General features: G+C 65.3%; 9 protein-coding genes and 1 pseudogene. 2 read left to right on the top strand and 8 right to left on the bottom strand.

What is annotated here, in order from left to right; all coding sequences use genetic code 11:
- Together CBW66_RS19230 and galT are read right to left on the bottom strand one after the other, a co-directional pair.
- Positions 1–548: pseudogene (locus CBW66_RS19230) on the bottom strand (peptidase M24); the annotation flags it as partial.
- Positions 545–1,648 carry a galactose-1-phosphate uridylyltransferase gene (galT, locus tag CBW66_RS19225; protein ID WP_086137628.1) on the bottom strand — a complete coding sequence of 368 codons (1,104 nt, stop codon included), beginning with the start codon at positions 1,646–1,648 and terminating at the stop codon, positions 545–547. The pseudogene CBW66_RS19230 and the gene galT, both read right to left, overlap by 4 nt.
- A 261-nt stretch (positions 1,649–1,909) precedes the next feature.
- Between galT and CBW66_RS19220 the strand changes: the two genes are divergently transcribed.
- Positions 1,910–2,908, top strand: coding sequence for an LLM class flavin-dependent oxidoreductase (locus CBW66_RS19220; protein WP_086137627.1), 999 nt, complete (start codon positions 1,910–1,912; stop codon positions 2,906–2,908).
- Between the two features lie 150 nt (positions 2,909–3,058).
- On the top strand, positions 3,059–4,273 hold the full coding sequence (locus CBW66_RS19215) for an MFS transporter (RefSeq protein ID WP_086137626.1): 1,215 nt from the start codon (positions 3,059–3,061) through the stop codon (positions 4,271–4,273).
- Between the two features lie 41 nt (positions 4,274–4,314).
- Here CBW66_RS19215 and CBW66_RS19210 read toward each other — a convergent pair whose 3' ends face one another.
- From CBW66_RS19210 to CBW66_RS19185, 6 genes are all read right to left on the bottom strand, one after another.
- Positions 4,315–5,928, bottom strand: coding sequence for a M28 family peptidase (locus tag CBW66_RS19210; protein ID WP_086137625.1), 1,614 nt, complete (start codon positions 5,926–5,928; stop codon positions 4,315–4,317).
- Positions 5,929–6,063: 135 nt separating this feature from the next.
- Positions 6,064–6,900, bottom strand: coding sequence for an HDOD domain-containing protein (locus CBW66_RS19205; protein WP_070218149.1), 837 nt, complete (start codon positions 6,898–6,900; stop codon positions 6,064–6,066).
- A gap of 120 nt (positions 6,901–7,020) precedes the next feature.
- The gene (locus CBW66_RS19200) at positions 7,021–8,106 is read right to left on the bottom strand and encodes a BMP family ABC transporter substrate-binding protein (RefSeq protein WP_086137624.1); all 1,086 of its coding nucleotides are present in this window, start codon (positions 8,104–8,106) and stop codon (positions 7,021–7,023) included.
- A gap of 21 nt (positions 8,107–8,127) precedes the next feature.
- Positions 8,128–9,057: an ABC transporter permease gene (locus CBW66_RS19195; RefSeq protein WP_086137623.1), complete on the bottom strand. Its 930-nt coding sequence runs from the start codon at positions 9,055–9,057 to the stop codon at positions 8,128–8,130.
- Positions 9,050–10,126 (bottom strand): ABC transporter permease, encoded by a 1,077-nt coding sequence (locus CBW66_RS19190; protein WP_086137622.1) that lies wholly within the window; start codon positions 10,124–10,126, stop codon positions 9,050–9,052. The genes CBW66_RS19195 and CBW66_RS19190 overlap by 8 nt, the downstream gene beginning before the upstream one ends.
- Positions 10,119–11,633 carry an ABC transporter ATP-binding protein gene (locus tag CBW66_RS19185; RefSeq protein ID WP_086137621.1) on the bottom strand — a complete coding sequence of 505 codons (1,515 nt, stop codon included), beginning with the start codon at positions 11,631–11,633 and terminating at the stop codon, positions 10,119–10,121. The genes CBW66_RS19190 and CBW66_RS19185 overlap by 8 nt, the downstream gene beginning before the upstream one ends.
- Between the last annotated feature and the right edge of the window lie 7 nt (positions 11,634–11,640).

Here is an 11,640-nt window from a genome sequence, read left to right as displayed (position 1 = left end):
GACCACAGGGCGCGGGCGCAGGCGCCGGCTAGCTCCTGCTCGCTCCAATCGGGACGCGCGGCGCGCAGCGCTTCGCTGGCGGCGGCCGAGGCCAGGCGGCCGACATCGCGGTAGCGCACCTGTTCCGGCGCCAGCAGGGGCAGGCGCTCCTCGCGCAGGGCGACGGGCAGGCAGCGCTCGTGCAGGCCGGGCCGGTCGCACAGCACGCTGCCCCCGCCTGCCGCATGCTGCACGAAATGCTCGCGCAATTCGGCCAGCCGGGGCTGCATCCACGGCGTCACTTGCCAGGTCCAGCAGCCGCGCACCTCTTCCTGGCGCAGGCGCTGCGCCTCGGCCGCATCGGTCAGGATGTAGGCCGCATCGCGCGTGACGAGCACCTCGGCACAGCCGCACTCGGCCGTCTGGCAGGTGCTGCCCGAGGCGCCCGCCGTGGCCCAGGCGAACCAGTCCACGCCGCGCAGGCGCAAGGCGCCGGCCCTTTCCTGTTCCAGCCAGCCACGCATCTGCGCCAGTTTGTGCGCAATTTCCAGTTCGACATTCCAGTTCATGCGATTTCCTCTGCCATTTCCCATGCCACGCGCACTTGCTGCAGTTGCCGCGCCGATTCCTCGGGCAGGGCATCCATGGCGTACATGCCGGCGGCCAGCTCAGTGCCGGCCAAATATTTGAGCCGTTCGCGCGTGCGGTACGGCGGATAAAACTGCGCGTGCAACTGCGTTTCCGGATGCGCGCGTCCGTCTGGCGGCGCCTGGTACCAGGCCATCAGGTAAGGCATGGCACGCTGCCACAAGCCGTCGTATTTCAGCAGCACGGTCTTGAGGGCGCGCGCCAGGTCGTCGCGCTGCTGCGCCGACAAGGCCGCAAAGCTGTCCGTCTGCCGCAGCGGCATCACCCACGCTTCATACGGATAGCGGGCGCAGGCGGGCACGAAGGCGATCGCCTCCGGCCCCAGGTACAGCAGGCGCGCGCCGCCATCGGCTTCGCGCCGCGCCATGTCCACCAGCAAGGCCTGGCCATGGCTGGCGAAATATGCGTGTTCCTGCTCCAGCATGCGCGCCGGCACGGGCGGAACAAAGGGGTAGGCATAGATCTGGCCATGCGGCTGGTGCAGGGTCACGCCCATTTCCGCGCCGCGGTTCTCGAACGGCAGCACGTACGCGATGCCGGGCCGGCTGGCCAGCTGTGCCGTGCGCTCCCCCCACACCTGCAGCAGTAAGGCGATGTGACCAAGCGCCAGCGTGCCCATCGAGGCGCCCGCATCCTGCGCGAACACCACCACTTCGCAATGGCCGCGGGCGGGCGCCGTGGCGACCGTCAAGTCGGGCGGGTCATGGGCGTGCGGCGCCAGGGTGGGAAAGCGGTTGTCGAAGACGGCGATCTCGTAGTCGCCAGCAGGCAATTCCGTCGGTTGCGCGGGATCGCGCGTGGGCGCCAGCGGGTTGTAGCGCGCCGGCGGCAGGAAGGGACGGCCCTGGCGGTAAGCCGCATACGCCACCCATTCGCCGCGCAAGGAATGCCAGCGCAAATGCGGATTGGCCTCCTGCGGCTCGGGGAAAGGACTCGGCGCAACGCCAGCGACGACGATGGGACGCCGGCTGTACAGGGTCAGCTGGCGCCCGTCGGGCTTGGCAAGTTGCTTGCAATACATGATGTTTCACAATCTTAAGACGTGAATTCTTAAGACTTGCACTGGCAACAAAAGTTCCACAGTCTGCAAATATTTCCCAGGTTCGCTCAACATCGATTTTCCATTGAGACGAGTTTTTTACCGATCAGTACGCAAATTCCCGATTCGCATTATCATGTGCACAGCCTGTCATCCCTGCCGCTTTCAAGGCCGACCCTATTGTCGTCAGGGGATAGACAAATCGTCCATTGTGATTTTCCACCACGTCCCGATATCGCTACCATGATTCCATTTTCCATACTCGACCTCGCGCCCATCGCCGAAGGCAGCAATGCCAGCCAGTCGTTCAAGAACACGCTGGACCTGGCGCAGCACGGCGAACGCTGGGGCTACAACCGCTACTGGCTGGCCGAACACCACGGCATGCCCGGCATCGCCAGCGCCGCCACGGCCGTCGTGATCGCCCATGTGGCGGCCGGCACGACAACCATCCGCGTGGGCGCGGGCGGCGTCATGCTGCCGAACCACTCGCCGCTCGTCATCGCGGAACAGTTCGGCACCCTGGAAGCGCTGCACCCGGGCCGCATCGACCTGGGCCTGGGCCGCGCGCCCGGCTCCGACCAGACGACGGCGCGCGCGCTGCGCCGCGACCTGCAGTCCGACGCGGAACAGTTTCCGCAGGACGTGCTGGAACTGATCGACTATATGTCCGACGAGCCGCGCCAGCGCGTGCTGGCCGTGCCCGGCAAGGGCGCGAAAGTGCCCGTGTGGATACTCGGGTCCAGCCTGTTCGGCGCCCAGCTGGCGGCCCACCTGGGCTTGCCGTATGCGTTTGCCTCGCACTTCGCGCCGCAAATGATGCTGCAAGCCGTGGCCTACTACCGCGAACACTTCAAGCCGTCGAAGCAGCTGGCGAAACCGTACGTGATGCTGGGCTTTAACGTCTTCGCCGCCGACACGGATGCCGAGGCGCACCTGCGCGCCACGTCGATGCAGCAAGCCTTCGTCAACCTGCGCACGGGCCGCCCGTCGCGTCTGCAGCCGCCCGTGCCCGGCTACCTGGAGCAACTGGGGCCGCAGGAACGCGCCATGCTCGACTCCGTCCTGTCCTGCACGGCCATCGGCGCGCCGGACACGGTGAAGGCGAAGATGGCCGCCTTCATCGCCGAGACGGGCGCCGACGAACTGATGATCACCTCGCAGATCTTCGAGCACCAGCACCGGCTGCGCTCGTATGAAATCACGGCGCAGGTGCATGCGGAGCTGGCGCGCGCGCAGTAAGTTTTAACACTCTCCCCCGGTATATCCCCCTATACCCTTTTCCCGGCCGTCGGCAACGATCGCCGGGATTTTTTTGCCGTGCCCGGCAAGAAATGCGCCACCCCGCTATCATGCTGATCCAAAAGCGTCATTCCAAGAAAGTTGTATCGCATGAAATCCGCACCATCGAATGTCGACGCCAGCGCCCTGCTGACGTCGACCCGCATCCTGTTGTTCGCCCTGTCCGCCGGCGTGCTCGTCGCCAGCCTGTATTACGTGCAGCCGCTCACCTCCATGCTGGCCGCCTCGTTTGGCGTGAGCGTGCCGCAGGCGGGCTACCTGGTCACGGCCACGCAGATCGGCTACGTGCTGGGCATCGTGTTCCTGGTGCCCCTGAGCGACGTGCTGAACCGCCGTCAGTTGCTGACGTGGATGCTGATCGCCAAGATCGCCGCCCTGCTGCTGGCCGCCACCAGCCAGAACATCATCGTCTTTGCCATCGCCAGCGTCTTGATGGGCATCACATCCAGCGCTTTGATGGTGGTCACGGCCATGGTGGCCTCGTATGCGCCCGATCACAGCCGGGGCCGCATGGTGGGCACCGTCATGACAGGTTTATTATTGGGCATCTTGCTGGCGCGTACCGTCTCCGGCACCGTGTCGCAGATCAGCGGCGGCTGGCGCACCGTCTATGTGCTGGCGGCCATCGTCGTGGCCGCCCTGCTCGTCATGCTGCGCCGCATCCTGCCGAACGAGGCGCCGCGCGGCACGCTGCAATACGGCAAGCTGCTGGCTTCGCTGGCCGACATCATCCGCCAGGAACCGCTGCTGCGCCAGCGCGCCCTGTTCTCGGGCCTGGGCCTCGGTACTTTCAGCGTGTTCTGGACGGGACTGACCTTCTTGCTCAGCGGCGCGCCGTATCACTATTCGGAAATGCAGATCGGCCTGTTCGGCCTGGCGGGTGCCACCGGCGCCTTTGCCGCGAATACGGCGGGCCGCATGGCCGACCGCGGCTATGCGCGCCAGGCCACGTGGCTGCTGGCCGTCGCCTCGATCGCGGGCTGGGCGCTGATCGGCTTCGGCGCCCATTCGCTGGTGCTGCTGTTGATCGGTATCGTCCTGCTGGACATGGGCGTGATGGGCTTGCAGGTGACGCACCAGTCCATCATCTATAAACTGGCGCCGCATGCGCGGGCGCGCGTGACCACCGTGTTCATCGCGGGCGGCTTCATCGGCGCATCGGCCGGCTCGGCCCTGGCCAGCGCCAGCTTTGCCGCTGGCGGCTGGCCCGCCCTGTGCATGGTCGGCGGCGCCATGCCGCTGTTGCTGCTGATCGTGTGGAGCAAGTACCGGCATACGCAGCGCAGGCTGGAACGGACGGCTTGATCCGGCACTGAGGCAGCAACAATGTTGGCACGGACCACGTCTTATTTCGCGGCCTGCGCGCGCGCCTTGCCAAACGCATCGCCCGCCTTCCAGGCCGGCATCTTCGCCGCGTTCGCCACGGCTTGCCCCAGGTTCAGCGTAAATTGCGCCTGCTGCGTCATGCCCGACAAATCCCAACTGGCGTCGTACTCATCGGTGACCTGATGGTAGCGGGGGCCGTAGGCGGCCGCCTTGGCTTTCGATTTTTCCACGTCCTTGATGTACTCGCGTCCGCCATTGATGGAAAACGCGGGTACGCCCGCCTTGGCAAAGCTGAAATGGTCGCTGCGGAAGTAGCCGCCGGCCAGGTCGGGACGCGCGGCCGCAATGTGCATGCCCATGGCCTTGGCCGTTGCCGCCGCCATCGCGCCCAGCTCCGTGCGCTCGCTGCCCTGCGCGCCGATGTCGTGCGTGGCGCCCACGAAGTTCAGGCTGTCCAGGTTCAGCGCCGCGGCCGTCTTGTCCAGCGGCCACAGCGGATCAGCCGCGTAAGCGGCGCTGCCCAATAGCCCCTGTTCCTCGGCCGCCACCCACAGGAAGATCTGCGTGCGTTTTGCCGGCTTTTTCACGGCTTCCTGCGCCATGGCCAATAAACCTGCCGTGCCGGACGCGTTGTCGACGGCGCCGTTGTAGATCGTATCTCCGCTGTCGCCTTGCTTGCCCAGGTGATCCCAGTGGCCGCTGTAGATGACGGCTTCCTCTTTCAATGCCGGGTCGGAGCCCGGCACCATGCCGGCGATATTGAATTGATCCACCTTGCGCACGATGGACTTCATTTCGCCCGACAACTTGGCGTCGAGCGCGACGGCCTTGAAATTCTTGTTTTCCGCCTGCGCGCGCAAGACGTCCAGGTCTTGCCCGCCCGCCGCAAACAGCCGGCGCGCCGCGTCTTCCGCGATCCAGCCCTGCAGCGGCGTGCCGGCCGTGCGGTCGGCCAATTGAAAACGTTCGCTGCCGCTCCAGCTGTTCTGCACGACGCTCCAGTCGTACGAGGCGGACGGTTTCGTGTGGATCAGCAATACGCCCGCCGCGCCCTGGCGCCTGGCTTCCTCGAATTTATACGTCCAGCGGCCGTAATAGGTCAGCGCCTTGCCGGCAAAGCGGTTCGGCTCGGCGGTAGTGGGCTGCGGGTCGTTGACCATCATGACGACGATCTTGTTTTTGACATCGGCGCCCTTGAAATCGTTCCAGCCCTCTTCCGGCGCCGTGATGCCGTAGCCGACGAACACCAGCGGCGCGTCGAACGTGTGCGCGGCAACGGAATCGCCCGTGGCCCAGACCCAGTCGGGGCCGAACGCCAGCGGCACGGCCTTGCCGCCCGCCAACGCCTGCAGGCTGCTATCTTGCGGCAAGGATTTCACGCCGGCGATCTGCACGCTCTGGCGGTAGCTGGTGCCGCGTACAGGTTGCAGGCCGGCCATCTGCGCCTGGGTTTCCAGGTAGGCCACCGTCAGGTCGGCGCCGCGCTGGCCAGTGCCCCGGCCTTCGAGCAAATCGTTGGACAGGAAGGCCAGGTGGGCGCGCAAGGGCGCTTCCTGCACCACGGGCAAACCGGTAGCGGCCTGGGCGGAAAACGCCAGCGCAGTCAAGGCCAGGGAAGAAAACAGCTTCTGCATAAGATCCTTTGGATAAGAGGAAACATTCAGTCCGGCGGATAGCCGGGCCGGCGATTGTATGCCATGGGGAAGGCGCGGCAAAATGCGGACGAAAAAAATCCCCGCGGCAAGGCGGGGATGTCATGGCCGAGTAAATTACACGAGCAAGGCGGCCGCCAGCGATTCGATCTCTTCCGCCGATTCCTCGAGTATCGTGTGCAGGGTGCTGCCGCCGATGCCGAAGTCGATCTTCGCCGCCGCCTGGCGCCGCGCGGCGCTTTCCGGCGGGTGCAGGGGCGAGCCGACGGGCGACAGATCGTTGGCCAGCACCAGGGTCGCGCCCAGGGTGCGGGGGGGGAACGTGCTGCCGCCGTGCCACATGCCTTCCACGGCCTGCAAGACCATGTCCGGCACTTGCAGCTGGCGCAGCACGCCGCGGCCGATCAGTTTTTCGCCGTATTCGATCCAGTCTTCGGTATTGTCATCGAGCAAACCCGGATATTCCTCGGCGCGCGACAGCAGATAAAAGCCGCCCACTTCATGCACGATAGCGGCGAACATGGCCGTTTCCACGTCCACGTGCGTGACTTTGCGGGCGATCACCTGGCTCAGCGCGGCCACGTGGGCCGTGTGTTCCCACAGCCTGGCCGCCTTGGCGCGCAATTGCGGGTCCGTGATCTGGCTGCCCAGCTGGCGCACGATGACGGACGCCACCATCGACTTCAAGGTGGCAAAGCCAAGGCGCGAAACGGCCGCGCGCACATTCGCGATTTCATTGCCGGAGCGGTTGTAGGCGGCCGAGTTGGCCAAGGCCACGACCCGCGCCGACAGCAGCGGCTCGGCCATGACCATGCGGGCGGCCGCTTCGATATGGCAATCGGGGTCGTCCAGCGCTTCCTGCAGCTTCAAGGTGGCCTTGACGTTGGCGGGGAACGTCAGCTCGCCCTTGCTCGCTTGCAGCGCGATAATCTTGAATACTTCCAGTCTGTCCATGGGTCTATCTCCGGTACGGGCCTATTGGGCTCTGCTGTGTGGGTGGGCCGGGAACGCGCATGGTTCCCCGGCCTGGCTCCCGTTTCCGGCAATATTACAGCAAGTTTATACGCAACCCTATTACTTTCCAGAAACTTTCCCTGCCACGCCTTCGACAAAATAATCCATCTTCGTCAGCGCCGCATCGTCGAGCACGCCTTTGTCCAGGCGCACCTTGCCATCGTTATCCTTGATCGGCGCGCTGAAAGGGCTGAGCTTGCCAGCTACCAAGTCTTTCTCGCGCGCCAATACAAACTGTTTCACGTCGGCCGGCACGGCAGGGTTGATGCCTTCCAGCTTGACCATGCCATCCTTGATGCCGCCCCAGGTGCTGCTGGACTTCCACGTGCCGTCCAGCACGGCTTGCGCCTGCTTCGTGTAGTACTCGCCCCAGTGGTGGGTGACGGCGGCCAGCTGCGCCTTCGGCCCGTACTTTTTCATGTCCGAGTGGTAGGCGATCGCATACTTGCCCTTCTCTTCCGCCGCCTGCACCACGGCGGTCGAGTCCGTATGGTGGGTGACCACGTCGGCGCCCTGGCCGATCAGGGTGATGGCCGCGTCGCGCTCCTTGCCCGGGTCGAACCAGCTATTCACCCACACCACCTTGACTTCCGCCTTCGGGTCGACGCTGCGCATGCCGCGCGTGAAGGCGTTCACCCCCTGCAACACTTCCGGGATGGGGAATGCCGCCACGTAGCCGGCCACGTGCGTCTTGCTCATCTTGCCTGCCAGCACGCCGGCCAGGTAGCGGCCTTCATAGAAACGGGCATTCGTATTGGCCACGTTGACGGCCGTCTTGTATCCGGTCAAATGAATGAACTTCACATTAGGAAATTGTTTCGCCACTTTCAAGGTGGGATTCATGTAGCCGAACGAAGTCGTGATGACCAGCTTGCTGCCCGTTTGCGCCAGGTCGCGGATCACGCGCTCCGCATCGGCGCTCTCCGGCACGTTTTCCACGAAGCGGGTGCTGATCTTGCCGCCCAGCGCCTTTTCCATTTCCTTGCGCGCCAGGTCGTGCTGGGTGGTCCAGCCCGCGTCGCCGATGGGGCTGATGTAAACAAAACCGACATTCAGCGGCGCGGTCGCGGGCGCGGCGGCCATGGCGGGCATGGAGGACATCAGCGCCACACTGCAAACGGCGGCGCACAATAGTTTCTTGGACATGGTTTTCCTTGTAGTCAGTGATTAATTTCCGGGATTGAAATTTTTCCCCAGCGAAGCGGGCATGTTGAGCTTGATGTAATTGGCATTGCTGGAAATGAGCACGAGCACGACGATGGCCGCCACATACGGCAGCATCGACAGCAGCTGCGACGCGATCGGCACACCCAGCGCCTGCGCGTGGAAGGTCAGAATCGTGATGCCGCCAAACAGATAGGCGCCGCCCACCACGCGCGCCGGGCGCCAGGTGGCAAACGTGGTCAGCGCCAGCGCGATCCAGCCCCGCCCCGCCACCATGCCCTCGACCCACAGCGGCGTGTACACAAGCGATAAAAACGCGCCGGCCAGGCCGCAGCAGGCGCCGCCGAACAGCACGGCCGCCAGGCGGATGCGGCGCACGGGGTAGCCGAGCGCATGCGCGGACGCCGGCGACTCGCCCACGGCGCGCAGCACCAATCCTGCCCGCGTGCGGTACAAAAACCAGGCAATGGCCAGGCACAGCAACAAGGACAGATACACCATCGGATGCTGGCGGAACAGGGCCGGACCCAGCACGGGAATGTCTTCCAGGTAGGGGATGCCGAAGCGGCCATTCTGCAAGCTGTTGCCCACATACTTCAGGCCGATATACGTGGACGCGCCCGCGCCGAACAGCGACAAGGCCAGGCCCGTCGCATACTGGTTCGTGCCCAGCCATACCGTCAGCCAGGCAAAGAAACCTGACAGCAGCATGCTGGCCCCTGCTCCCGCCAGAAAGCCCAAGGTGGGGCTGCCCGTGTTGACGGCCACGGCAAAGCCCGTGATGGCCGACACCAGCATCATGCCTTCGGCGCCCAGGTTCACCACGCCCGCCTTTTCATTGACGAGCAAGCCCAGCGCGGCCAGCATCAGCGGCGTGCCCGCGTTGATGCTGGCGGCGAGCAGCGGCGCAATGGTGAGGGCCAGGTTATCCATGTTTTCTCCAGCGCAGTTTGTATTGGATCAGCACGTCACAGGCAAGCAAGGCGAACAGCAAGATGCCCTGGAACACGCCCGTGATGGCGCTGGGCAAACCCAGGCGCGATTGCGCCAGTTCGCCGCCGATATAGAACAGGGCCATGACGAAGCTGGAGAAAATCACGCCGACCGGATGCAGCCGCCCGACAAAGGCGACGATGATGGCGGCAAAGCCGTAGCCGGGCGACACGCTGGGCGTGAGCTGCCCCATCGGCCCCAGCACTTCGCAGGCCCCCGCCAAGCCGGACAGGGCGCCGCAGATCAGCATCGACGACCATAAGGTCTTGCGCGAGGAAAAGCCCGCGTAACGGGCGGCGGCCGGCGCCATGCCGCCCACGCGCAGGCGAAAACCCGCAATGCTTCTGGATAAATACAGCCAGCCGCCCAGCGAGGCCAGCAGGGCAAAGACGATACCGACATGCAAGCGTGTATCGCTGATCACCATCGGCAACAGCAAGCCGTCGGACAGCAGTTTCGATTGCGGAAAATTAAATCCTTCCGGATCGCGCAGCACGCCATACACGAGATAGCTGAGCAGCAATTGCGCGATGTAGACCAGCATCAGCGAGACGAGGATTTCGCTGGCGTTGTAGCGGTCGCGCAGCCAGGCCACCAGGCCCGCCCACGCCATGCCGCCCGCCATGCCGGCCAGCAGGGACACGCCGATGATGGCCGCGCCGCCGACGCCGTCATCGAGGTACAGCGCCGCCGCACCGCCGCAGATGGCGCCCAGGGTCAGCTGTCCTTCCGCGCCGATGTTATAGATGTTGGCGCGAAAGCAGATGGCCAGGCCGACGGCGATCAGCAGCAAAGGCGCCACTTTGATGCCCAGCTCGGACCAGCCATGCGCGTCGCGCAAGGGTTCGACGAAGAACACGGCCAGGCCCGCCAGCGGATCGTGGCCCAGCGCGATAAACAGCAGCGCGCCGCACAGTACCGTGAGCAGCACGGCCAGCACGGGCGACAGCCACGACATCAGGCGCGACGGTGTGGGCCTGGCCTCCAGGCGCAAGGCGAACTTAGCCATGGGCAGCCTCCTGCGGCCACAGCCCGCTCATCCATTGCCCCACGAGATCGACGCTGGCCTCTCCCACGTCCAGCGACGGCGATATCTTTCCTTTCGCCATCACCAGCAGGCGGTCGCTGATCTCGAACAATTCATCGAGCTCTTCCGACACGACGAGCAAGGCACAGCCCGTGTCGCGCAGCGCCAGCAGTTCGGCGCGGATTTGCGCGGCCGCGCCCACATCCACGCCCCACGTCGGCTGCGCCACCACCAGCACCGTGGGTTCGCGCATGACTTCGCGTCCGACTATGTATTTCTGCAAGTTGCCGCCCGACAGGCTACGCGCCAGCGCCTGCGGCCCGCCCGCCTTCACCTGGAAGCGCGCGATGATGGCAGCCGCCCGCTGCGCGATGACCTTGTGGCGCACGAAGCCGTGGCGGATGGTAGCGGGCGTCTGCAAGCTCAATAAGACGTTGTCGGCCAGCCCCATGTCGGGCACGGCGCCGCGTCCCAGCCGCTCCTCCGGCACGAAGCCGAAACCGAGGGCCCGCCGGCGGCCCGGCGGCAAGCGGCCGGCAGGCGTGCCGTTCAGCACAATGCTGGCGGGCGCCGCGCGCATGTCCTCGCCCGACAGGGCGGCCAGCAATTCCTGCTGGCCATTGCCGGACACGCCCGCGATGCCGACGATCTCGCCCGCGCGCACGTCGAAACGGATATCGATCAATTGGGTGGCGAACGGATGGCTCTTCGGCAAATCCAGATTGCGCACGCTCAGCATGGCGGCGCCGGGCGTGCGCGCCACGCGCGTGACGGCGGGCGGCTCGGCGCCTATCATCATGCGCGACAGGCTGGCCGCCGATTCCTGGGTGGGATCGCACACGCCCGCGTTCTTGCCGGCGCGCACCACCGTGCAGGTATGGCAAAGGGCGCGAATCTCGTCGAGCTTGTGGCTGATGTACAGGATGCTGCAGCCTTCGGCCGCCAGCTGGCGCAGGGTAGCGAACAGCTTTTCCACGGCGCCCGGTGTCAGTACGGACGTCGGTTCATCGAGGATCAGCAGTTGCGGCTTAGCCAGCAAGGCGCGCACGATTTCCACGCGCTGGCATTCGCCCACGGACAAGGTGTGCACGTGGCGCCGCGGTTCCAGGTCCAGGCCATACTGGCGCGCTGTGTCTTCGATGCGCTGCGCCAGCTCCGCCATGTTGGTGCCGGCGGGCAAACCGAGAGCGATGTTTTCCGTAACCGTCAAGGTATCGAACAGGGAAAAGTGCTGGAACACCATGGCGATGCCGAGCGCGCGCGCGGCCGACGGGTTGGCGATCTCGACCTCGCGGCCATTCCACAGGATGCGGCCGCCGTCGGGCTGCACGGCGCCGTAGATGATTTTCATCAAGGTCGATTTACCGGCGCCGTTTTCGCCGAGCACGGCGTGAATCTGCCCCGGCGCGACGGTGAGGTCGATGCCGTCATTGGCCACCACGGCCGGATAGCGCTTGCTGATGTCGTGTAATTCCAGGCGTGCCGTCATTGTTTTT

Source organism: Janthinobacterium sp. GW456P, from assembly GCF_002127655.1.
Taxonomy (GTDB): domain Bacteria; phylum Pseudomonadota; class Gammaproteobacteria; order Burkholderiales; family Burkholderiaceae_D; genus Janthinobacterium.
This window is presented reverse-complemented; position numbering and strand designations above follow the sequence as displayed.

What these genes read in the sequence shown, in the direction of transcription:
- galT (WP_086137628.1), bottom strand. Translation starts at nt 1,648, where the DNA reads ATGTATTGCAAGCAACTTGCCAAGCCCGACGGGCGCCAGCTGACCCTG.
- CBW66_RS19185 (WP_086137621.1), bottom strand. Translation starts at nt 11,633, where the DNA reads ATGACGGCACGCCTGGAATTACACGACATCAGCAAGCGCTATCCGGCC.
- CBW66_RS19195 (WP_086137623.1), bottom strand. Translation starts at nt 9,057, where the DNA reads ATGGATAACCTGGCCCTCACCATTGCGCCGCTGCTCGCCGCCAGCATC.
- CBW66_RS19200 (WP_086137624.1), bottom strand. Translation starts at nt 8,106, where the DNA reads ATGTCCAAGAAACTATTGTGCGCCGCCGTTTGCAGTGTGGCGCTGATG.
- CBW66_RS19215 (WP_086137626.1), top strand. Translation starts at nt 3,059, where the DNA reads ATGAAATCCGCACCATCGAATGTCGACGCCAGCGCCCTGCTGACGTCG.
- CBW66_RS19220 (WP_086137627.1), top strand. Translation starts at nt 1,910, where the DNA reads ATGATTCCATTTTCCATACTCGACCTCGCGCCCATCGCCGAAGGCAGC.
- CBW66_RS19190 (WP_086137622.1), bottom strand. Translation starts at nt 10,126, where the DNA reads ATGGCTAAGTTCGCCTTGCGCCTGGAGGCCAGGCCCACACCGTCGCGC.
- CBW66_RS19210 (WP_086137625.1), bottom strand. Translation starts at nt 5,928, where the DNA reads ATGCAGAAGCTGTTTTCTTCCCTGGCCTTGACTGCGCTGGCGTTTTCC.
- CBW66_RS19205 (WP_070218149.1), bottom strand. Translation starts at nt 6,900, where the DNA reads ATGGACAGACTGGAAGTATTCAAGATTATCGCGCTGCAAGCGAGCAAG.